This is a genomic window from Mycobacterium asiaticum DSM 44297, from assembly GCF_000613245.1.
Taxonomy (GTDB): Bacteria; Actinomycetota; Actinomycetes; order Mycobacteriales; family Mycobacteriaceae; genus Mycobacterium; species Mycobacterium asiaticum.
The window spans coordinates 2,206,686-2,229,506 of record NZ_HG964936.1 but is presented as its reverse complement, the minus strand read 5'-3'; the positions used below and the strand labels follow the sequence as shown (position 1 = coordinate 2,229,506).

The following is a 22,821-nucleotide window of genomic DNA, read 5'->3' as shown; positions in this document are numbered from 1 at the left end:
GTTCCCAAGCATCTTCCGAACGCCTGCGGTGCCGTCAAGCTGCGAGATCAAGCACCCAGTTCAGCCCTAGGACGTCGGGGTGATCGCCTGTGCCAGCTGAGTACCGAATGTCAGTACGCCAGGGATCAGACCGCCTATCTCGGTGTCGCCCGACAACTCGAGCTGCAGGTGTTCGAAACCGGGTCCGGCGTTAACAAAAACCTGCGGCAGGCTTAGTGGCGCAAGTATCCCGCCAAGCTGGATGTCGGTGGTCGACGGGAGGGGTGTGCCGGTGCCTAATAAGTCAACTAGCGCGGGCGGCAATGAGATGACGGTGGTGCCGTTCAGATACGCATCGGCGATAACTGCAGGCGCATCAAGAATTGCGGCAGCAGCTGCCGGCGCGTTCCCAGCCTGGATGGCGGAAACGAACGCCACCGAACTGGCATTGATCGCACTCAACGCGTTGGCCGGTCCCCCAATGCTGTCGAGAACGAGCTGCAGCGGCAGCCCAAACGTGAGGTGAGCCGTATCGCTGATACTGAGCGTCGTTCCGAAATTGGTTAGAGCGGAAACTAAATTGGTCGCGTTCTGCGAGATCTGTGCTGGCACGGATCCAGGCGGGAGCAGGTCGGTGAAATTTTGCGCCATCTGGCTGGGAATAGCCAGGATTGGTGCAAGCTCCCCGAGCGGACCCATGGGGATGATGTCGACCAGCGCCGTCGATCCCGTGATGGTGACAGTCGCATCGAATCCCGGCAGGAACGCGTTCACCAAAGCGGTATTTAGGTCCGCATAGGCAGCAGCGCCGTTCCCCGACAATAGGTCCTGAAATGCTGCGGTCAAGCCCGGCGGCAGGCTCTGCAGGCCGGTGCCCAAGTCGCGCGCGGCACCCAACACCCCTCCGCTTATTGTCTGCGCGTAATTGAGCTGGGTATCGACGAACCCTTGCACCACCGACCCAGGATTGATCGTCAGGAGTTGCTGTACACCGGTTCCAATCTCGGCCGGCAGGTTGGCTAATTCAGCGGGAAAGTTTGCGATGCCGCCCGCGATAGACTTCGCGATCATTTGCCCATAGCCGAGTTGGTTGCTCACGAACTGCTGCAGGAACGGAAACCGGTACGCGCTGAACGTGCTTCCAATGGTTTGCGTGTTGCTAATCGTATTTGCGATTAACGCTCGGTAAGGCGCGCCGACCATATCTGCAAACGAGGCCAATCCGGAGATGGATGTCGCTGCCGCGGTGACGCCACTCGCCAGCCCGTTCGCGAACGACGATTGTCCCGTTGCGCTCAGCGCGCCTAGGAGGGTCTGCTGCGTGTTAGCCGCCTCGGCGACCGCATAAGCCCGTGCGCCTGCAGACATCAACTCGGCGAACTCTTGATGAAAAATTTGAGAGTGGGCGCTAAGGGTCTGAAATTCCTGGCCGAAATTTCCGAACAGAGAAGCAATCGCGGACGACACTTCGTCCTGAGCTGCAGCCGCAATCCCAGTCGTGGGGGCAGAAGCAACCGCGGTGGCCTCGGCAAGCGATGTGTTAATACTCGCCAAATCTTGGGCCGCGCTTTGTAGCAGCTCCGGTGCCGCGATTGCAAACGACATATCGATCTCCCTTGGTTTTTGCCCGATGACCAGCGGTCGCGATGGTGAAGTTAGCGTTAATCCGGAGCTTCTTACTTGCAAGTAAGTTCAAGCTACTCACCGGTAAGTTCCAGGAATTTCACAGCAAGTAGTGGCCTTGACGGCCTTCGGCACAGTGGTCCCGCAGCTGGTCGTGCTAGGAGCACCGTCCGTCGGCGGCGGAAGACACCCGACGATGCGCGCTCAGCGACGCAGTTCGGCGCCGACCCGCTCAGCGGCGCAACGCACCGCGGAATCGCGGGCTGCGCTCGCGTCATCCTCCGTCAGCGTGCGGTCCGGCGCCCGGAACCGCAGCGCGAACGTCAGCGACTTGCGGTCCGCGCCGATCTGCGGACCGACAAAGACGTCGAACAACTGGATGTGTTCGAGCAGTGCACCGGCTCCGTCCCGGACGGCGTCCTCGACTGACTGGGCGGGCACATCGGCGGCTACCACCAGGCTGACGTCCTGGAACACCGCCGGGAACGGCGACACTTGCGGAGCAGGTAGGACCGTGCTGGTGGGTATGGCGTCCAGATTCAACTCAAAGGCGCAAGTGCCTTTCGGCAAACCCGCCCGCTCGATCACGGCCGGATGCAGTTGCCCCGCGTGACCGACGACGGCGCCCGCGATCAGCACCTCAGCACACCTTCCGGGATGCCAAGGCAGATATTGAGCAGGCTGCAACGTCACGGCGACTCCGCTGGCGCGCGCGACGATACGCACTCCCTCAAACGCGTCGGCGGCCTCGACCGCGCGCCCGGGCCCCCACGGGCCGCGCGGCTCGCGCAGACCGGTCAGCACCGCGGCGACATGCTGAGGTTGCCGCGGCAACGAGGCATCCAGCGTGGCGATCTCGGCATCCGTGGGCCTGCGGTCGACCGGGATCAGGTCGAGGCCGCGGGTCATTTCGGTCGGCTGGACTACCTGCGCGATGGCGAACAGCGCCGCATCGCTGAGGCCACGAGACACGTTGCGCCCCAGCGCCTCCAACAGCGCCGGCAGCAACGTGGTGGCCAACTCTGGTCGATCGGCCTCCAGCGGGTTGAGTACCTTGGTGGTGACCCGCCGCGGATCGTCGGCGTCCAATCCCCACAACTCGAAGACACCGGCCGGTAAGAACGGCGTCGGCAGCACCTCGATATATCCCGATAAGGCCAGCGATTTGCCGATCGCGCGCCGCCGCTGTTGCGTGGGTGACAACCCGCGACCAGCGGGAGCCGACGGCAACACCGAGGGAATGACCTCGAGCCCTTCCAACCGCAGCACTTCTTCGACGAGGTCGGCGGGTTGCCGGAGATCGGGCCGCCAACTCGGCGGCGTGACCGTCAGAACGTCCCCATCCTGACTTACCCGCGCGCCGACCTGGGTCAGTCGCCGCGCGGTGGTGCCCGGGGCATAGGCCACGCCCGCGATGCGGTCCGGAAGGTCGGCAGGGATCTGGATGGGCGGCCCGGACCAGTCGTCCCGCGGCGGGTCACCGCGCCAATCCGTGAGGGCTGGTTCGGCTACTCCCCCGGCGATCTCGACGAGCAACGTGGCGCAACGGTTCAGGACGGCCACCGAGATCGCCGGGTCCACGGCCCGTTCGTAACGGCGCGCCGCCTCACTGGGCAGGTGGAGGCGCCGTTGCGTGCGCGACACAGCCGCGGGATCCCAGACTGCAGCTTCCAGCAGGACGTCGGTGGAATCGGCGCGTACTTCCGTGCTGGCCGCGCCCATGACGCCGCCGATCGCCGCGGTCGCGACCTCATCGACGATCAACACGTCGGCGGGCTCGAGCTTGCGCTTGATGTCATCGAGTGTGACGACCGTTTCGCCGGGGTGCGCGAATCGGACTTCGAAGCCTCCGGTGATCCGGGCGCGGTCGTGGGCGTGCATCGGGTGGCCGAGTTCCAGCATCACGTAATTCGTGACGTCGACGGCCGGCGAGGTGGGCCGTACGCCGGCCAGCAACAGGCGACGTTGCAGCCACCAAGGCGTGATCGCGCTTGGGTCGATCCCGCTCACCGGTCGCAGCGCGAACCGGCGGACCTCGGTCTCGGGGTGGACCCGCAACGGCCAAGCCTCGCGCTCGACAGGTAAGGGCGGGACATCCGCGGGATCTGCGAAGTCCAGGTCGTAAGCGCAGGCGATCTCGCGGGCCAGGCCGCGCACGGACATGCCGTACCCACGGTCGGGCGTGATCGCGAGGTGGAAGACCACGTCGTCCAGGCCCAGCACAGCGGCGGCATCGGCGCCCGGTTCTGCGGTCCCCGGCGGCAGCACCAGGATTCCCGAATGGTCGGCACCCAAGCCGAGTTCGGCCGCCGAGCAGATCATCCCGTTGGAGGTGCGGCCATACGTTTTGCGGGCAGCGATGGTGACGTTGCCAGGCAGGGTGGTTCCGGGCAGCGCCGCGACCACCAGGTCACCGACCTTGAAGTTGATGGCGCCGCAGATGATGTCCTGGGGCTCGTCGGCACCGACGTCGACCCGGCACGCCCGGATCGGCTTCTTGAACTCTGTGAGTTCCGCGATCTCGGTGACCCGGCCAACCGTCAGCGGACCCTCGACGGGACCGAGCGTCGCGACGTCTTCGACCTCGTGGCCGATGCGAACGAGGGCCCGGGCTAGATCATCAGGACCTGCGTCCCACCCGGGAGCCCCGGCTGAGACGACCTCGCGCAACCAGCTGTAGGGGACCCGCATCAAGCCCCCACCCCGAACGGCAGCGAGAACCGGACGTCGCCTTCGACCATGTCGCGCATATCCGGAATACCGTTGCGGAATTGCAGGGTTCGTTCCAGCCCCATGCCGAAGGCGAAGCCGGAGTACACCTCGGGGTCGATACCGGCCGCCCGCAACACGTTCGGATGCACCATCCCGCAACCTCCCCATTCGACCCAGTCGGCGCCCCCCTTCTTGTTCGCGAACCAGACGTCGACCTCGGCGGAGGGTTCGGTGAACGGGAAGAAATGCGGGCGCATCCGGGTTCGGGCGAGCGGACCGAACTCGGCGCGGGCGAACGCGTCCAGGGTGCCGCGCAGGTGTGCCATGGTCAGGCCACGGTCGACGGCTAACCCCTCGACCTGGTGGAAAACGGGCGTGTGGGTCGCGTCGAGTTCGTCGGTGCGGAAGGTCCGGCCGATCGAGATGATGTACACGGGTAGGTCACGCTCGAGCAGCGTGCGGACCTGGACCGGGGACGTGTGGGTACGCAGAAGTTGGCGCGAATTTTCGGGTGCGATGTAGAAAGTGTCCTGCTCGCTGCGAGCCGGATGGTCGGGCGGGAAGTTGAGCGCGTCGAAGTTGAACTGCTCGGTCTCGACTTCAGGCCCCTCGGCCAACTCCCAGCCCATCGCGACGAAGGTATCGGCGATGTGCTCGGCCAGGATGGTGATGGGATGCCGCGCCCCGGTCGGCTGCCTCGTCGACGGCAGCGTGACATCGATCCGTTCGGCGACCAGTACCGCGGCATCCCGTTCGGCGCGCAACGCCGCGAGGCGCTCGTCGTAACTGCGTTGCGCTTCGCTGCGGGCAAGGTTGACCCGCTTGCCGGCGTCCGCGCGTTCTTCCTTGGGCAGACCGCCGAGCGCTTGGCGTGCCAGCGCCAGCGGCGAACGGTCACCCAGGTGCTCGGTCTTGACGTGCGCAAGCGCGTCCAAACCGTCGGCGAGGGCGATGGCGCGCTGGGCGGCCTGGACCGCCTCCGCCAATGCTTCCGGCGACAGGTCGACGGGTTGATCACCCACGCGGCGGCACTCTCCTTGCTGACGAGGCTGGTCTGGCTGCCCGGCCGCTACCCCGCGCGATGGGTTCGAGCGCGGCCCGCAGCGTCGGCTTGTGGGTTCGCGACACGGGTGTGACGCAAGTGCCGATCATAGGTCATGACGTCATGTGTCCCGGATCACCAGCCGTGGGATCAGTTGTCGTCGAATTCGTCGAAGGTCAAGGAGAAGTGCCGGGGGAAGCCGTTGGCTGCTTCCGCGCCGGCATAGGCACCGGCCGCGAAGTCGGGGGCCTGCGTGAGACGGGCGTGGACGCCTTCACGTGGCGGCCGGAGCGGCGACCCGGGACTCAGCGGGCGGTAGTCAATGCCGGTGCCGCCTGCGCAGCCTCCGTCCGCACCGCTGCGTCCGGCGTACTGGACCGGAATCGCTGCGACACGAGGTGGGCGACCACGGCACCGAACAGGCCGAGCGCCGCACCGGCGAACATCCCCCACCAGCTGTGCGACAGAATCAAAAACCCAAAGCCCGCGGAATTCAGCAGCATCAGGCACCGCACCGGTGTCCAATGCGCGGTGCCGTGAAAGCGCGTGCCCACCAGCATCCCCAGCGTCAGAGCCACGGCATGTCCCGCATTGGTGAACTCACCACCGATGATCGCGGCCGACACGCTCACCGCGAGCCACCACGCGACCCAGCCGGGTCGCCATTGTCGCGGGATGGTGGCCGTCAGGGCACCGAGGACGGCGAGTGCGCCGTAGCTCATGCCGACATCGCTAGCCCGCGTGATCGACCACGGCATCCAGCCCAGCTTGACCGCCGCGGCCAGGGCCGCGGCCACTACCAGCGTGGCGCCGATGTGCCCGATGAGGAAGGCCATGACCAGCCGGAGGGTGCGCATCTGCAGTTCGGCCAGGACGAGCAAACAGGTCAGAAAAGGCAGCCAGAAGTACAGCGGGCCGGCTTCTACAACAAACGCACTGCCCAGCAGCGTGCCCAGCCGTCCGTGCGCCAAATTGTGCAGGTTGGTGCTGGCGTGCCGGATCACCCGGTCGTGCGTCTGCGGGTCGATCAGCAGCATCGCGGTGCTGACGAACGCCAGAGCCGCCACGTAGGCCACGGTGAAGCGCACGCGGGCCAGCCCGGACAACACGTTGGAAATCATCACCTTCCACTATGCCTGGACGTTTGTCTCATTCGTGTTATCGCCACCTGACAAGTCCCTACCAGTCTTGAGGCGGTAGATCGCCAGGTCCGGTGGGATGCCGGTGAGTTTGCTGGAGAACATGGGTCTGCGCGCGCGCTTGACGGTGACGCCCAGTTCGTCCAGTTCGCTCTGCGGGATCAAATCCAGGGTGGGACTCGAGATCATGATGCCGCCTTTGGTTGCTCGTTCCATGACCCGAGCGGCGATGTTGACGTCGACGCCCAGCCAATCCGAACCGAGTCGCTGCGGGCGTCCAGTGTGAATGCCGACCCGCATCCGCGGTGTGTAACCTTCCACCTCAACGGATTTGACCGCCTGCTCGGCATGCAGTACCGCCTTGACCGCGGTGTCGGGGCGGCGGAACACGGCCATGATCCCGTCGCCCATCCGTTTGACGATGTGTCCGCCGGCGTCCAGCAGCGGGGATTCGACGGCCCGGGCCACCTGCCGCAGCAATGTGAGCGCGGCGTCGTCCCCGGCCTGCAGCGACCACGACGAGAAACCGACCAGATCGGTGAATACCAGCGTCACTTCGGGGTTTGCGGGACGGCGTGACACGGCCTCTGTCATGGCCTGCCAGACCTGTAAAACCCCCAGACTCAGTTCGCGAGACGCGCCATCGCGGTCGCCGAGGAGCCGGTCGGCGGCTCGAGCGGCGGCGCGGGGACCGCCTTCGCCGGCGGTCGACAGCGGGTCGCCGAATTCCGGGTCCCCGGGCAGCAAGCGTCGAGCGCGCTTGACGAACCCGACCACGCCGGGACTGTGATTGGTGCTGCGCAGCCACTTCGCCGGGGACCGTCGTCGCGGCGCTTCGTCAGCCACCGCAGTCGCGGTGTGGTCAGGTTCGCCGGATTCCGATTCCTCAGCCCCGACCTCCACTCAATCAACGTTAGGCGGTTCTGGTTGAACCCGGCAACGACGACCGCGCCACATGTGTCAAACATCCGAACGAACGCACTGATCACGCTGTTGCGGCGGCGGCGTGGCGACTGCGTAACAGCGCTTCGGCGCCTATGCTTTGATCGTAGACAACGCCTGTTGTCAGCATTTATCGTGGGCGCACACCGAGGTGCTTTGGAGGCCGTGATGACTGCCACATCGACGACACCGACGGACCCACTCGGACCTGATTCCCTGACCTGGAAATATTTCGGCGACCTGCGCACCGGGATGATGGGCATCTGGATCGGGGCGATCCAGAACATGTATCCCGAGCTCGGCGCCGGGGTCGAAGACCACTCGATCCTGCTGCGTGAACCCCTGCAGCGCGTGGCCCGATCGGTCTACCCGATCATGGGCGTCGTCTACGACGGCGACCGCGCCGCCCAAACCGGTCAGCAGATCAAGAGCTACCACCGCACCATCAAAGGGGTCGACGGCGAGGGCCGCCGTTACCACGCCCTGAATCCGGAGACCTTCTACTGGGCGCACGCCACGTTCTTCATGCTCGTCATCAAGGTGGCCGAGTACTTCTGCGGCGGACTCACCGAAGCCGAGAAACGCCAGTTGTTCGACGAGCACGTGCAGTGGTACCGCATGTACGGCATGAGCATGCGGCCGGTGCCCAAGTCGTGGGAGGACTTTCAGGAGTACTGGGAGCGGGTCGGCCGCGAGGAGCTGGAGATCAACCAGGCCGTCCTGGACATCTTCCAGATCCGGATTCCCAAGCCGAAGTTCGTCCTGCTGCCCACCCCGATCTGGGACCAATTACTGAAGCCGATGGTCGCGGGTCAGCGCTGGATCGCCGCCGGGCTGTTCGAGCCCGCCGTCCGGGAGAAGGCGGGCATGCGCTGGACACCGGGCGACGAGATACTGCTGCGCCTATTCGGCAAGCTCGTCGAGTTGGCCTTTATTGCGGTGCCCGACGAGATCCGGCTGCACCCGCGGGCGCTGGCCGCCTACCGCCGTGCCGAGGGTCGGATCCGCGCGGACGCGCCGCTGGTCGAGGCGCCGGCATTCATGGCCCCGCCCCGGGATCGCCGCGGTCTGCCGATGCACTACTTCCCGCCGCGATCCCGCTTCCCCCTCGCCCGACCGCTGGAACCTGCGCGCGCCATCATGGAACGCGCCGGATCTCTGGTGCACAGCACGCTGTCGATCGCCGGCCTGCGACCGGCGCGGGGGCGAACGACAGCGGCTTAAAGGGGGCTACAGCGGCAGTCCAAACAGCTTCAGGAACTCGGTAGCGATTCCGCCGAAGCGTGAGCCGGAGAAGGCGAAGTTCGCACCGGCGAAGGTCTGGGTGACGCCGGGGGCCGGGGAGACGCTGTAGCCCGGGGCGTAAAGCGTCATCGGCTGGGATGGGGCGAAGACTCCCCCGAACGGAACTCGCAGGGTGATCTCTGGCCCTCCTCCGAGCGCTCCCAGCGGCAGCTCCACTATGTGGTGACCAAATAGCGAGGCGTTCGCGTAGTCGAAGGGCGCGGAGAAGAAGGCGGTAGCAGCACCCAGGATGTCCCCACTGCCGACCGCGGAGGTGAAGGCGTTAAAGCTGTGGGCCAGCGAGAACCCACCGGTAACCGTCGGACCCGCCGCGGCCATCAGGAGCCGGAGTTGAGGTGGAACGGAGACCGCGCCCCCGGTCAATTGCAGTGTTGAGACAAAAGGCGCAGCCATAGTCGTGTCTACGCGTCCGTTGATTGACCATGACATGGGCCCGAGCGGGGTGGAGGCGGTTATAGCCGCGAGAATTGGGCCGGTGCCGAAGTCGGGAGGCCCAGCTTCGGGGAAAGTGGCAGTCTGTGTGATGGTGATCGGGCCGAACGGAGTAGGGATGGTGTTGGTCTCCATCATCGTGGCCGCCGGCGCAATACCGCCGGGCCCGATCAGCGGATGCCCGAGCAACGCCTGCGCCGGAGCATTGATCGCGTTCACCAGCGTTTGCTGAGCGTTGGCGATTTCGGCGTTCAGATACTGGGCGGCGCCGCCGCTGAGCAACTTCACGAAATCAGTGTGGAAAGCCGAAGCCCGGGCACTCACGGCGGCGAATTCCTCGGCATGCGAACCGAACAGCGCGGTGATGGCCGAGGAAATCTCGTCAGCGGCCGGGGGCGCGATCGCCGTCGCCTGATTAAGAGCCTTGGTACTGGATGCGCGTAGCGCGGACCCGAGGTCATGCAGACTTGCGCTCGCAGCGGTTACGGCTTCTGGGACCACGCTGACTAATGACATAGTTTCCCCTTCGCGGAGAGCCGGTGGCGCTATTGGACGAGAGCCGAATAGTAGCAACGAGCAACGCTCTCACCAATGATTTTCAGATCTTTTTCTGAAATTTGCCGAAGATGCCGCGTAAGTCAGGCTCCGGACTGCAACCGCAATTCACGGGCGCTTTGATACAGGCAAATCGCGGCAGCGGCGGCAACATTCAAACTCTCCGCTCGCCCGGCCATCGGAATGCGCACGCGGTGATCGGCGCTGGCGGCCAGATCGGCCGGCAAACCGTGCGCTTCGGGTCCGAACAGCCACGCCGTCGGCCGGCCCAGTGGCAGATCGGGGTCGTCGAGGGGCGTTTCACCGTCGACCGTGGTGGCCAGCACTTGGAGCCCTGCCGTCCGCAGCTGGGCAGCCGCACCGGCCGCGTCCGGTTCGATGACGACGGGAATGTTGAAGATGCTGCCGGTCGAGGCACGCAGACACTTGCCGTTATACGGGTCCACGCTGTGCCCGGCCAGCACGACCGCCGAAGCGCCCATCGCGTCGGCGAGACGAATCAAGGTGCCGGCGTTGCCCGGTTCGCCGATATCCACAGCGACCGCAATCAGCCGGGGCGAGCCGGTCAACTCTTCGTCCAACCGGGGAGTCGGCATGTCGCAGACCGCGACGAGGCCCGACGGAGTCACCGTATCGGACAACGCTTTTGCGGCCCGATCGGTCACCAGGTGGACCGGTGAGACCAGCACCGACGCATAGCGTTGGGCGGCGTCCTCAGTGGCGAACACTTCCCGAACCAGGCCGCGACCGAAGGCGGCCGCGACCAGATTCGGGCCTTCGGCGAGAAACAGTCCCGAGCGCCGCCGGCCGACATGGCGATGCAATTTGACCGCCGCGACCACCTTGGCCGAGCGCTCGGTCAGCACCTGCGACGCGAAGTCAGGCAGCCTCTCCGGACGGGGCGTTGACGTCCTCGGGCAGCGCGGCCCGGGCGACCTCGACGAGCGCGGTGAACGCCGCCGCATCGGTGACGGCGATGTCCGCCAGGTTCTTGCGGTCCACCTCGACGCCCGCGGCCTTGAGACCCTGGATCAGGCGGTTGTAGGTGATGTCGTTGGCACGCGCGGCCGCGTTGATGCGGGAGATCCACAACTTGCGGAACTCGCCCTTGCGCGCACGACGGTCACGGTAGGCATAGTTCAGCGAATGCAGCTGCTGCTCTTTGGCCTTGCGGTAGAGCCGGGACCGCTGGCCGCGATAGCCCTTGGAGGCCTTCAGGATGGAGCGCCGCTTCTTGTGGGCGTTGACCGCCCGCTTTACGCGTGCCATGGGTTGTTCCTACTTCCGTTTCAAACGTGGTGGTCGGGGGCTGCCGCCAGCCCGCTGTCTCTGGTGGGTGGTTTTCGGCGCCGGGCTTAGCCGTTCAGCAGCTTGTTGACCCGCTTGGCATCGTTGGCCGAGACCGCCGCGCGGCCCTCCAGCCGCCGGGTGCGCGTGCTGGGCTTGTGCTCGAGCAGGTGCCGCCGGTTGGCTTTCTGCCGGACGATCTTGCCGGTTCCGGTACGCCGGAACCGCTTCGAAGCGCCGCTATGGGTCTTGGCCTTAGGCATGTTTTCTAGGTCCTCTGATTCTGGTCGTGCTGCAAATTCGAGTTATGACGGTGCGTGCTCGCCGGCCGCGTCGGCCGCTCCCGGCTCCTCCGGGTGCCGCGCCCGGGCGCGAGTCTTCGCTCCGCGGTGCGGTGCCAGCACCATCGTCATGTTGCGGCCATCCTGCTTGGCCGACGTCTCGACAAATCCGTATTCGGCGACGTCAGCGCCAAGACGTTGCAGCAAGCGGTACCCGAGTTCGGGCCGCGACTGCTCACGTCCGCGGAACATGATGGTGACCTTGACCTTCGACCCGGCTTCCAGGAAGCGCACTACGTGACCCTTCTTGGTCTCGTAGTCGTGGTCGTCGATCTTGGGTCGCAGCTTCTGTTCCTTGACGACGGTCTGCTGCTGGTTCCTGCGGGATTCGCGCGCCTTCTGCGCCGCCTCGTACTTGTACTTCCCGTAGTCCATGATCTTGCAGACCGGTGGCCTGGCATTGGGAGCAACTTCGACGAGATCGAGATCGGCGTCGGCGGCAACGCGGAGTGCGTCTTCGATACGCACGATGCCTACCTGCTCCCCCCCAGGGCCGATCAATCGAACTTCAGGCACGCGAATGCGCTCGTTGACGCGGGTCTCAGTGCTGATGGGGCCTCCCTTGTTGGCTTTCATTGCGGTGCGTTCCATGCCTGGACCTGGGCCGAACAGCGGGGAGACACCAGCCAACAGCAGAAAAGCCCTGCACAAGCAGGGCCCAATGCCGACCGATCGCGGCTTGAACGTACGTCAAACCGCCTGCGCACAACGCGCAGAGCAGGCATTTTGCTATGCCCGTGACCGGACCGAGTTACCTTGAGAAAGCCTGAGGCTTCTCGTGGCAATCGGTGGGAGTGGGACTCCACTTAACTGTCCCTGGCCGTGGCCGGGATGGTCGCAGCAGACAGTCTAGCAGGCATGACGCGTCTTCTCGGCCCAGCCGGTCGATGCGGCCGAGCAAGACGGCCCGTGCGCGGCACCGCGGCATGTCAGGCCACGTCCGGACAAGCCGGGCCCATCCCCAGGAATTTCTGGGTTATAGCGAATATCCTCGCGGTCTGTGACACTCACCAAATCCCACCCGGTGCGCCGGGCGAAAACCCGCTACCACTGGCTGCCCGCGGCAGCCGGTTGGACCGTCGGCGTCATCGCCACCGTGTCACTTCTCGCCAGCCTCTCGCCGTTGATCCGATGGCTGATCCACACGCCGCGCGTCTTCATCAACAGCTACTTGTTCAACTTTCCGGACACCAGCTTCGCGTGGTCGTTTGTGCTGGCCCTGCTCGCCGCTGCGCTCACGGCCCGCAAACGCATCGCCTGGCTGGTGTTGCTGGGCAACATGGTGGTGCACGCAGTCATCAACGCCGCCGATATCGCGGCGGGCGACAACACCCCGGCCGAGGCGTTCGGGGAGAACCTCGGGTTCGCCTTCCATGTGGTGGCAATCGTGCTGTTGGTGCTGGGCTATCGGGAATTCTGGGCCAAAGTCCGCAGAGGTGCGCTGTTCCGGGCCGCCGCGGTGCTCGGAATCGGCGGTGCCCTCGGCATCCTGGCGTCCTGGGCACTCGTGGAGATGTTTCCCGGGACGCTGGCCCCCGAAGAGCGGTTACCCTACGTCGCCAACCGGGTCGTCGGTTTCGGCTTCGCCGATCCCGATCTGTTCACTGGCCGGCCACACGTCTTCCTCAACGCGATCTTCGGTTTGTTCGGCGCGTTGGCGTTGATCGCCGCCACGATCGTGCTGTTCCTCTCGCAGCGGGCCGACAACGCGCTGACGGGTGAGGATGAATCCGCCATCCGCGGGTTGGTCGAGTTGTGGGGAAAGAACGACTCACTGGCTTACTTCGCCACCCGCCGCGACAAGTCGGTGATCTTCGCGCCCAGCGGTCGCGCCGCCCTCACCTACCGCGTGGAGGTCGGTGTCTGTCTGGCCAGCGGCGATCCCGTCGGCGACCCGAAGGCATGGCGTCAGGCCGTGGACGCGTGGCTGCAGCTGTGCCAAACCTACGGCTGGGCGCCTGGCGTCATGGGAGCCAGCTCCGAGGGCGCCCAGGTGTACCGGGAGGCGGGACTGAACGCGCTGGAACTCGGTGACGAGGCCATCCTGCGTCCGGCCGACTTCAAGCTGTCCGGCCCGGAGATGCGCGGCGTCCGCCAGGCGGTCACCCGCGCCCGCCGGGCCGGGCTGACGGTGCGCATTCGGCGTCATCGCGACATCCCCCCAGAGGAGATGGCCGAGACCGTCGAGCGGGCGGATGCGTGGCGCGACACCGAATCCGAACGCGGCTTCTCCATGGCGCTGGGCCGGCTGGGCGACCCGGCCGATGGCGACTGCCTGCTGGTGGAGGCGGTCGACCCGGCCGGGCAGGTGGTGGCGATGCTGTCACTGGTGCCCTGGGGCACCACCGGCGTCTCGCTGGACTTGATGCGCCGCTCCCGAGAATCGCCCAACGGCACCATCGAACTGATGGTCAGCGAGCTCACGCTGCACGCCCAGAATTTGGGCCTGAGCCGAATCTCGTTGAACTTCGCGGTCTTTCGGTCGGCCTTCGAACAGGGCGAGCAGCTGGGCGCGGGGCCCGTCGCCCGGCTCTGGCGCGGCTTGCTGGTGTTCTTCTCGCGGTGGTGGCAGCTCGAGACGTTGTACCGCTCCAACGACAAGTATCAGCCCGAATGGGTGCCTCGCTATGCCTGCTACGAGGACGCCCGCATGATGCCGCGGGTTGGCGTCGCATCGGTGATCGCCGAGGGCTTCCTGGTGCTGCCGTTCAGCCGGCGCGACAAGATACACACCGGGCATCACCGGGCGGTGCCGCAGCGGCTGGTGGACACCGGGTTGTTGCATCCCGACGGCACCGCACCGGACGTCAGCGGCCTGCAGGAAGCCGACATCCCCGAAGACGACGATGCCCAGCGCCGCCAGCCCGAGCAGGTGCGGGTACGCCTGGCCAAGCTGAAGAAGCTTCGCAGGAGCGGGGTGGACGCCTATCCCGTGGGTGAGCCGCCGACCCACACCGTCGCCGAGGCGCTGACAGCCGATGACGACGCCACCATCTCGGTGTCCGGCCGAATCCTGCGGATCCGGAACTACGGCGGCGTGCTGTTCGCGCACCTGCGTGACTGGTCCGGCGAAGTGCAAGTGCTGCTTGACAATTCACAACTGGAAGAGGGCCGGGCCGCAGACTTCAATGCGGCGATCGACCTCGGTGACCTGGTCGAAATGACCGGGCACATGGGTCACAGCAAGAAGGGCATCCGGTCACTGATCGTCAGCCGCTGGCGGCTGACCGGAAAGTGCCTACGGCCCCTACCGAACAAGTGGAAAGGCTTGACCGACCCGGAAGCCCGGGTGCGCACCCGCTACGTGGATCTGGCCGTCAATGTGGAGTCACGCGACCTGATCACCGCGCGCAGCAGCGTGTTGCGCTCGATCCGAGAGACGCTGTTCGCGAAGGGCTTCATCGAGGTCGAGACGCCGATCCTGCAGCAGGTGCACGGCGGCGCCACGGCCCGCCCGTTCGTCACCCATATCAATGCCTACGCGATGGACTTGTTCCTGCGCATCGCTCCCGAGCTGTACCTCAAGCGCCTGTGTGTCGGTGGTGTGGAGCGGGTGTTCGAACTCGGCCGCGCGTTCCGCAACGAGGGCGTCGACTTCAGCCACAACCCGGAGTTCACCTTGTTGGAGGCCTACCAGGCACATGCCGATTACCGGGTGTGGATCGATGGCTGCCGCGAACTCATCCAGAACGCGGCGCAGGCGGCCAACGGCTCCCAGACGGCGATGCGGCCCCGGGCTCAGGATGATTCGAATAGCTACGGCGCGCGACTCGAACCGGTCGACATCTCCGGTGTCTGGCCGGTGAAGTCCGTGCACGATGCGGTGTCGGAAGCCCTGGGCGAGCACATCGACGCCGAAACCGACCTGAACACGCTGCGCAAGCTGTCGGACGCCGCTCGGATCCCGTACCGCAACTACTGGGATGCCGGCGCGGTGGTCCTAGAGCTCTATGAGCACCTGGTCGAGGACCGCACCGAGCAACCGACGTTCTACATCGACTTCCCCACCTCGGTATCCCCACTGACCAGGCCACATCGCAGCAAACGCGGTGTTGCTGAACGCTGGGACCTGGTGGCGTGGGGAGTCGAGCTGGGCACCGCATACAGCGAGCTCACCGACCCGGTGGAGCAGCGGCGGCGGTTGGAAGAGCAGTCCCTGCTCGCCGCCGGCGGGGACCCCGAGGCGATGGAGCTCGATGAGGATTTCCTGCAGGCGATGGAGTACGCAATGCCCCCAACCGGTGGCCTCGGGATGGGAGTGGACCGGGTGGTCATGCTGATCACCGGACGCAGCATTCGGGAGACGTTGCCGTTCCCGCTGGCCAAGCCGCATTAATTCGCTGTTTAGCTGACACGCCGCATTCAGCCAACTCTCAGGAAATCATTCGGAAACATAATCCCGCGTGGGATCCCGAAGAACGACAATGATCGCGTGACCGCGTCCGCCTTCAGTCACACCTCGTTGATGCATGGCTGGGTGCCGCTCACGGTGCAGCTGGCATCCGCAGCGGTGCTGGCGGTGTCGGTTGGCTGGCGTTCGCGCAACTGGCTGCGACGACGGCTGCCGGTGGCGCTACTGGCTGGCTTCGCGGCGGCCTGCGCGACGCGTGCGTATGTCACCAGGCTGGCCGACGAGCCCGCCCCCGGTGCGCTGTGGGCTTGGGCTGGGTTGGCCGGGATCGCCACCACCGTGCTGGTCGTTGGTTGGCGCAGCGCCCGCCGCTGGCCTCGCGCTGCGTCCCTGCTGGCGGTACCGCTGTGCTTGCTCAGCGCGGCGCTCACGCTCAACACGTGGGTCGGATACTTCCCCACCGTGCAGGCCGCCTGGAGCCAGCTCACCAACGGCCCGCTGCCCGACCAGACCGATCAGGCCACCTTCGCCGGGATGGTCGCGATGGCCGGCAAGGGGGCACGGCCGCCGCACGGTAGCGTAGTGCCCGTCGTGATCCCTTCGGACGCTTCGCACTTCAAGCATCGCGGGGAGCTGGTGTACCTGCCGCCGGCCTGGTTCGCCAGCGACCCGCCACCGCGGCTGCCGACCGTGCTGATGATCGGCGGCCAGTTCAACACGCCGGCGGATTGGGCCCGGGCCGGCAATGCGGTCCGGACGATGGACGACTTCGCCGCAACCCACGACGGCAACGCGCCGGTACTGGTTTTTGCGGACTCGGGCGGCGCCTTCAATGTCGACACCGAATGCGTCAACGGGCGCCGCGGCAATGCCGCCGATCACCTGACGAAAGACATCGTCCCTTATATTGTTTCGAAGTTCGGGGTGAGCGTGCAGCCAGTGAACTGGGGCATTGTCGGCTGGTCGATGGGCGGCACCTGCGCGGTGGATCTGACCGTCATGCACCCCACGTTGTTCAGCGCCTTCGTCGACGTCGCCGGCGACCTGTATCCCAACGCGGGGAACAAAGCCGAGACCATCGCCAAGCTGTTTGGTGGCAGCGCCGACGCATGGGCTAGCTATGACCCGACGACCGTCATCACCCGCCACGGCCCCTACACCGGCGTTGCGGGGTGGTTCGCGATCTCCTCGCCGGGACCGGCGTCCCACGAACGGCCGATCGTCGACACCGCCGCGATGCGCGTGGCGGGGCGCGCCGCCCAGACCAACCCCAGCAACCAGACCGCCGCGGCCAACGCCCTATGTGCGGTGGGCCGCACCTACGGCATCGACTGCGCGGTGGTGCCCGCACCCGGTAAACACGACTGGCCGTTCGCCGAGCGCGCATTCGCCGCGGCACTGCCCTGGCTGGCCGGCCAGCTGGGCACCCCCGGGGTGCCGCGGACCCTCCTCCCAGGCGCTCCAACTCCCCCGGCTGCTGGCGGCTCCGCGCCCGCGCAAGTTGTCGCTGCGGGGCGGTAGCGGCGAGTGGCCAGGGTTGCCGCGGTACGCCGCGCGATCTTCGCGCGGCACTGCCACCCGTGGAGCGCGTGGACCCGGTGGGCCAGCACGCCCCTGACGCTGGTACCGGTCTGGACCCGGCGGCCCAGCCACGCGTTGGCGGTCGCGGTGTGGCTGGCGGTCAATCCGGTAGTCTTCGGCAAGCCGGAGCACCTCGACGCGTGGTCGACTCGGGCCATGCTCGGCGAGGAACTGTGGATCACCGAGCGGCCCCGTGATGGCGCCGCGCTGCTCAGCATCGTCACTTCGGCAATCGCCCTCCGCGCGGCGATCGCCGCCCGGCGCCATCAGCTCAGACCAGCCGTCGTTTCCGTCGCGGCGCAAATGGCGCTGACCATGCTGTACTGGCAATTGATGGTGCGGTATCTCGCGCGGCACCAACCCGCCGCAGACGCCCACCAGTAACCTGGCGGAATGCCCGACCAATCGCCTTCGCCCGAAGCGACGCCGCCTGCTGAACCCGACCCGAGCGCGAGCAGACGCGAAAGCGCCTCGAATCCAGCGGATTCGGGTGCTTTCACGTCTGCTCGGGCGGAGGAACCTTACGACCGCAGCGGTGTGCCGACCTTCGAGTCAGTGCGCGAGAAGATCGAATCGCGCTACGGGGCCGCAATCGGCGCCGACGAGCTTGCCGCCGACACCGAAGAGGGCCGCGCCGTCGAGGAACAGTTCGAAGCAAGACAGCGCGCGGCCGCCGAGCGTTTGGCGCAGATCCGGGAGTCGATGCGCACCGATGACTGACACCGTGCCGACTTCTCGGGCGGGCATGCAATTCGGGCCCTACCAATTGCGACGACTACTTGGCCGAGGCGGAATGGGTGGCGACATGACCAGAGACGGGTGCTGAACGTGCGCAAGTTCAGCATTGCTGAGCGCCGGAACCGGTTGGCGCGCAGGCACTTTCTCTGCACGTCGGGTTCGGTCACCCGAGTCACCGGTGACCTGGTGGGGTTGCACGCCACCGACCCCGCCACGCCGTATCTGTCTCTGTGGGGACGGTGTCGCGGATTCACCACCGCGGATCTGGACCGGTTGCTTTACCAGAAGCGTTCCGCGGTAAAGCATCTGGCGATGCGGCGAACGTTGTGGGTGGTCAACGCCAACGACCTGGCCCTGGTGCAGTCGGCGGCCAGTGATCGCGTGGCCGAGAACGAGGAACGCCGGCTGCTCGCAGACCTGGATAAGGCGGGGGTGAGCGTCGATGGTGAGACTTGGCTGGAGCAAGCCAGCGCGGCGGTGGTCCGCCATCTTCTCGAGCACGGCCCGGCGTCCAGCACCGAACTTCGGGCCGCGCTGCCGGAGCTGGCGGGCAGCTATGACCCGGCGCCCGGGAAGCGTTGGGGCGGTTCAGTTCCCATCGCCCCGCGGGTGCTGACGGTGCTGTCCGCAAGAGGCCGGATCGTGCGTGGTCCCAACGACGGCAGCTGGACCACGTCACGCCCGCGGTGGAGCGCCTTCGAGGACTGGCTGCCGGCCACGGCTGCGCCCGTACCCGAGGCGGCGGCCCGCGCCGAACTGACCCGACGCTGGCTGAAGACTTTCGGCCCGGCTACCGAAACCGACATCAAGTGGTGGTTCGGCACCACGCTCACCGCAGTGCGGGCGGCGCTGGCCGCCGTTGGCGCTGTGGAGGTGGACCTGCACGGTGGCCCCGGCTACGCGCTGGCCGACGACCTCGGCGTCGAACCCGAGGCGCCGCCGTGGGGCGCACTGTTGCCCGGCCTGGATCCCACCACCATGGGCTGGTCGGACCGGGACTGGTACCTGGGAGAGCATCGCGGTCAGGTGTTCGACAGCAACGGCAACGCCGGTCCCACCGCATGGTGGAACGGGCGCGTGGTGGGCGGCTGGTGCCAGGATGACGACGCCCAGGTCCGGCTGCAACTGCTGGAAGACCCGGGTAGCGATGCGCGCCGAGCACTACAGCAACGCGCCGACGAACTCACCGCCTGGCTCGACGGGCTCCGGATCAGCCCGCGTTTTCCTTCCCCGTTGTCCAAGTCGGTGGCGTCGGGTTGATCGCCATGGGGTATGCAGCCGCCATGGATTGGCTGACCACGCATGCCGTGGCGATCGGCGCGGCTCTGCTCGCGGCGTTGGCCGCGGCCGTCGGGATCGTTGTTCGTCAGGCCGCGTTGCAGGGTCCCGCTCTCGTCCGGGAGATGTCCGGCGCGGTCATCTCCGCCGTGCTGCGCGACCGGCTGTGGTGGTCGGGTACGGGCGCGGCGGTCGCCGGCTACGTGTTCCAGGCCGTCGCCCTGGCGCACGGATCGCTGCTGCTGGTGCAGCCGCTGCTGGTGTCCTCACTGTTGTTCGTGCTGCCGCTCAGCGCATGGCGGTGCGGTAGCCGGGTAAGCGCATTCGAGTGGGCCTGGGCGCTGCTGTTGACGGCCGCTCTGGCGGTCTTCGTACTGGTAGGCCGGCCGCAAGAAGGCGATTACCGGCCCGCGACGCTGACCTGGGCGCTGGCAGTCACCGGCGCGGTGCTATTGGTAGTGCTCTGTGTGCTGATAGCTCGCCGCACCACCGATCGGGTGCGCGCGATGTCGCTCGGCGGGGCAGTGGCCATCCTGCTCGGAATGATCGCGGTGCTGACCAAGACGTGCACCCACCGATTCGCGGTCGGCGGCTGGCACGGGCTGTTCAGCTTGCCCGCGCTGTACCTGCTGGTGCTGTTGGCGGTCGGGGTGACGGTGTTGCAGCAGTGGGCCTTCCAGGCGGGGGCACTGCAGGCGTCGGTACCCGTCATGCTGGTCGGCGAGCCCGTGGTCGCGGTGCTACTCGGCGTCGTCGTGCTGGGTGAGCAGCTCACCGCCCGAGGTATCGGCGTGGTGGTGCTGCCGGCGGCGGTCGTGGCCATGGTCGCCGCCACGATCGCACTCGGACGCGGCGAAGGCGCCCACACGGAGGAGGCGGCCCACAGCGGGCGCGACCCGGACGAGTCCGACCCGTCGCCCGCGACGGGGCCGGCGCTCAGGCGCTGACTTTGCGTCGCTTGGTAGTGGACCGCCGGGAATTGCCTGCTCGCGCAGCGGCAGGTGCGAGCACCTCTGCCAAGAACTTACCGGTGTAGCTCTCCGGCACCGCCGCGATGTCCTCCGGAGTGCCTTGCGCGACAACGGTTCCGCCGCCCGCTCCACCCTCGGGACCCATATCGACGATCCAGTCGGACGTCTTGATCACGTCCAGGTTGTGCTCGATCACGATCACCGTGTTGCCTTTGTCAACTAGGCCGCTGATCACCTTGAGCAGCTTGCGGATGTCGTCGAAGTGCAAACCCGTGGTCGGCTCGTCGAGGATATAGATGGTGCGGCCGGTGGAACGCTTCTGCAACTCCGAGGCCAGCTTGACGCGCTGCGCCTCGCCACCGGACAACGTCGGCGCCGGCTGGCCCAGCCGCACGTAACCCAGACCGACGTCGACCAATGTGCGCAGATAGCGGTGAATGCCGGAGATCGGCTCGAAGAACTCCGCCGCGTCCTCGATGGACATGTCCAGCACTTCGGAGATGGTCTTGCCCTTGTAGTGCACCTCGAGTGTTTCCCGGTTGTACCGGGCGCCCTGACACACCTCGCAGGGGACGTACACGTCCGGTAGGAAGTTCATCTCGATCTTGATCGTGCCGTCGCCGGTGCACGCCTCGCAACGACCGCCCTTGACGTTGAACGAGAATCGGCCGGGCTGGTAGCCGCGCACCTTGGCCTCTGTGGTGGCCGCGAACAGCGTGCGGATCTTGTCGAACACCCCGGTGTAGGTGGCCGGGTTGGATCGGGGGGTGCGGCCGATCGGCGACTGGTCGACCCGCACCAGCTTGTCCAGGTGGTCGAGCCCGGTGACCCGGGTGTGCCGGCCGGGCACTTGACGGGCGCCGTTGAGCTTGTTCGCCAGCACCGCGGCCAGGATGTCGTTGACAAGCGTCGATTTGCCGGATCCGGACACCCCGGTGACCGACGTCAGCACCCCCAGCGGGAAGGACACGTCGATGCCGCGCAGGTTGTGTTCCCGGGCGCCGACCACGGTCAGCTGGCGTCGCGAATCCACCGGGCGCCGCAGCGCCGGCATCTCGATGCTTTCCCGGCCGGACAGGTAGGCGCCGGTGATCGACTCCTGGTTGGTCAGCAGCTCGCTGTAGGTGCCGCTGTGCACGATTCGGCCGCCATGCTCACCGGCCCGCGGTCCGATGTCGACGATCCAGTCGGCATGCTCGATGGTGTCCTCGTCGTGCTCGACGACGATCAAGGTGTTGCCCAAATTCTTGAGCCGCGTGAGGGTTTCGATCAACCGACGATTGTCCCGCTGGTGCAGCCCGATGGACGGCTCGTCCAGCACGTACAACACACCCACCAAGCCGGAGCCGATCTGAGTCGCCAGCCGGATGCGCTGCGCCTCGCCGCCGGACAGGGTGGCCGCCGCGCGGGACAGGGACAGGTATTCCAGGCCAACGTCGAGCAGAAACCCCAGCCGGGACTGGATCTCCTTGAGCACCTGCCCGGCGATCGCCTTCTCGCGGGTACCAAGCGTGAGCGCGTTGAGGAAGTCGGCGCAGTCCGCGATGGACAGGTCGCACACCTCGGCGATGGACTTCGGGCCGTGCTCCCCCGCCGCGAGGCTGACCGCCAGAATCTCCGGCTTGAGCCGGGTGCCGTTGCAGACCGGGCACGGGACGTCCCGCATGAAGCCCTCGTAGCGTTCCTTCATCTGCTCGGACTCGGTCTGGGCCATCTTGCGCTGCAGGAACGCCAGCACACCCTCGAAATCGGCGTAGTAGGAGCGGGTGCGCCCGTACCGGTTCCGGTAGCGGACGTGCACCTGCTCGTCGCAGCCCTCGAGAATCGCCTTGCGCGCCTTGGCCGGCAGCTTGCGCCACGGCGTGTTGACATCGAATCCCATCGCGTCGCCCAGACCGGCCAGCATCCGGGTGAAGTACTCGGCGGTGTGCCCCGTCGACCAGGGCGCCACCGCGCCCTCGGCCAGCGTCAGCTCCGGGTCGGGCACCACCAGGTCCGGGTCGACCTCCTTGCGGATGCCGAGGCCCACGCATTCCGGGCAAGCCCCGTAGGGCGAATTGAACGAGAATGAGCGCGGTTCCAGGTCGTCGACGGCCAGCGCGTGCCCGTTGGGGCAGGCCAGCTTCTCTGAAAAGCGCTGCTCACGGGGATGGTCATGCTCGTCGCGGTCGTCGGGAAACTCCAGGACCACGATGCCGTCGGCCAGGTTCAGCGCCGTCTCCACCGAATCGGTGAGCCGTTGCTTGGCGGTGGCCTTGACCGTCAGGCGGTCCACCACCACCTCGATGTCGTGTTTCTCCTGCTTCTTCAGCTTGGGCGGGTCGGTCAGCGGATACACCACGCCGTCAACCCGGACGCGGCTGTAACCCTGCGCGTTCAGCTTGTCGAAGAGGTCGGCGAATTCCCCCTTGCGGGTGCGCACCACCGGCGCCAGCACCAGGAACCGGATGCCCTCGTCCATCGCCAACACCTGGTCAACGATTTGCTGCGGTGTCTGGCGGGCGATCCGCTCGCCACAGATCGGGCAGTGCGGGGTACCGGCGCG

General features: G+C 66.6%; 18 protein-coding genes and 1 pseudogene. 8 read left to right on the top strand and 11 right to left on the bottom strand.

The annotated features are described in order from the left end of the window. Positions 1–66 precede the first annotated feature (66 nt). The 5 genes from BN972_RS10585 to BN972_RS10565 all read right to left on the bottom strand — a co-directional run bounded on the left by BN972_RS10585 (position 67) and on the right by BN972_RS10565 (position 7,398). Positions 67–1,584, bottom strand: a complete 1,518-nt coding sequence (locus tag BN972_RS10585; RefSeq protein WP_036356046.1) for a PE family protein — start codon at positions 1,582–1,584, stop codon at positions 67–69. Between the two features lie 222 nt (positions 1,585–1,806). Then, complete coding sequence (gene pheT / locus BN972_RS10580; protein WP_036356042.1) at positions 1,807–4,293, bottom strand: phenylalanine--tRNA ligase subunit beta; 2,487 nt, start codon at positions 4,291–4,293, stop codon at positions 1,807–1,809. Further along, positions 4,293–5,336 carry a phenylalanine--tRNA ligase subunit alpha gene (pheS, locus tag BN972_RS10575; protein WP_036356037.1) on the bottom strand — a complete coding sequence of 348 codons (1,044 nt, stop codon included), beginning with the start codon at positions 5,334–5,336 and terminating at the stop codon, positions 4,293–4,295. The genes pheT and pheS overlap by 1 nt, the downstream gene beginning before the upstream one ends. 325 nt (positions 5,337–5,661) lie before the next feature. Further along, positions 5,662–6,477, bottom strand: coding sequence for a rhomboid-like protein (locus BN972_RS10570; RefSeq protein WP_036356035.1), 816 nt, complete (start codon positions 6,475–6,477; stop codon positions 5,662–5,664). Between the two features lie 9 nt (positions 6,478–6,486). Then, positions 6,487–7,398 (bottom strand): adenylate/guanylate cyclase domain-containing protein, encoded by a 912-nt coding sequence (locus tag BN972_RS10565; RefSeq protein WP_036356034.1) that lies wholly within the window; start codon positions 7,396–7,398, stop codon positions 6,487–6,489. Positions 7,399–7,605: 207 nt separating this feature from the next. Here BN972_RS10565 and BN972_RS10560 point away from each other — a divergent pair, with 207 nt between their 5' ends. After that, the gene (locus BN972_RS10560) at positions 7,606–8,661 is read left to right on the top strand and encodes an oxygenase MpaB family protein (protein ID WP_036357270.1); all 1,056 of its coding nucleotides are present in this window, start codon (positions 7,606–7,608) and stop codon (positions 8,659–8,661) included. A gap of 6 nt (positions 8,662–8,667) precedes the next feature. On the opposite strand, the gene BN972_RS28200 is transcribed toward BN972_RS10560, so the two are convergent. From BN972_RS28200 to infC, 5 genes are all read right to left on the bottom strand, one after another. After that, the gene (locus BN972_RS28200) at positions 8,668–9,690 is read right to left on the bottom strand and encodes a PE family protein (RefSeq protein WP_065139305.1); all 1,023 of its coding nucleotides are present in this window, start codon (positions 9,688–9,690) and stop codon (positions 8,668–8,670) included. Positions 9,691–9,812: 122 nt separating this feature from the next. After that, positions 9,813–10,595: a TrmH family RNA methyltransferase gene (locus BN972_RS10550; protein ID WP_099051032.1), complete on the bottom strand. Its 783-nt coding sequence runs from the start codon at positions 10,593–10,595 to the stop codon at positions 9,813–9,815. A gap of 13 nt (positions 10,596–10,608) precedes the next feature. Then, complete coding sequence (rplT, locus tag BN972_RS10545; RefSeq protein WP_036356032.1) at positions 10,609–10,998, bottom strand: 50S ribosomal protein L20; 390 nt, start codon at positions 10,996–10,998, stop codon at positions 10,609–10,611. 86 nt (positions 10,999–11,084) lie between these two features. Beyond that, a complete protein-coding gene (gene rpmI, locus BN972_RS10540; protein WP_036356030.1) occupies positions 11,085–11,279 on the bottom strand; it encodes a 50S ribosomal protein L35 in 195 nt (64 codons plus the stop codon). Positions 11,280–11,321: 42 nt separating this feature from the next. Continuing rightward, the gene (gene infC / locus BN972_RS10535; RefSeq protein ID WP_036357259.1) at positions 11,322–11,909 is read right to left on the bottom strand and encodes a translation initiation factor IF-3; all 588 of its coding nucleotides are present in this window, start codon (positions 11,907–11,909) and stop codon (positions 11,322–11,324) included. A 448-nt stretch (positions 11,910–12,357) separates the two neighbouring features. Between infC and lysX the strand changes: the two genes are divergently transcribed. The 7 genes and pseudogenes from lysX to BN972_RS10505 all read left to right on the top strand — a co-directional run bounded on the left by lysX (position 12,358) and on the right by BN972_RS10505 (position 20,252). Continuing rightward, positions 12,358–15,693, top strand: a complete 3,336-nt coding sequence (gene lysX / locus BN972_RS10530; RefSeq protein WP_036356028.1) for a bifunctional lysylphosphatidylglycerol synthetase/lysine--tRNA ligase LysX — start codon at positions 12,358–12,360, stop codon at positions 15,691–15,693. 129 nt (positions 15,694–15,822) lie between these two features. Continuing rightward, positions 15,823–17,229: an alpha/beta hydrolase gene (locus tag BN972_RS10525; protein WP_080696812.1), complete on the top strand. Its 1,407-nt coding sequence runs from the start codon at positions 15,823–15,825 to the stop codon at positions 17,227–17,229. 6 nt (positions 17,230–17,235) lie between these two features. Further along, complete coding sequence (locus BN972_RS10520; RefSeq protein WP_036356025.1) at positions 17,236–17,673, top strand: DUF6653 family protein; 438 nt, start codon at positions 17,236–17,238, stop codon at positions 17,671–17,673. Positions 17,674–17,682: 9 nt separating this feature from the next. After that, a complete protein-coding gene (locus BN972_RS10515) occupies positions 17,683–18,009 on the top strand; it encodes a hypothetical protein (RefSeq protein ID WP_036356023.1) in 327 nt (108 codons plus the stop codon). Further along, positions 18,002–18,088, top strand: a pseudogene (locus BN972_RS31175) (hypothetical protein); the annotation flags it as partial. The gene BN972_RS10515 and the pseudogene BN972_RS31175, both read left to right, overlap by 8 nt. Positions 18,089–18,117: 29 nt before the next feature. Beyond that, positions 18,118–19,287, top strand: a complete 1,170-nt coding sequence (locus BN972_RS10510; protein WP_036357257.1) for a winged helix DNA-binding domain-containing protein — start codon at positions 18,118–18,120, stop codon at positions 19,285–19,287. Positions 19,288–19,310: 23 nt separating this feature from the next. Continuing rightward, on the top strand, positions 19,311–20,252 hold the full coding sequence (locus BN972_RS10505; RefSeq protein ID WP_051545213.1) for a DMT family transporter: 942 nt from the start codon (positions 19,311–19,313) through the stop codon (positions 20,250–20,252). On the opposite strand, the gene uvrA is transcribed toward BN972_RS10505, so the two are convergent. Beyond that, a partial coding sequence (uvrA, locus tag BN972_RS10500) for an excinuclease ABC subunit UvrA (protein ID WP_036356020.1) occupies positions 20,242–22,821 on the bottom strand: 2,580 nt, incomplete at its 5' end. The two genes, BN972_RS10505 and uvrA, sit on opposite strands and share 11 nt — an antisense overlap.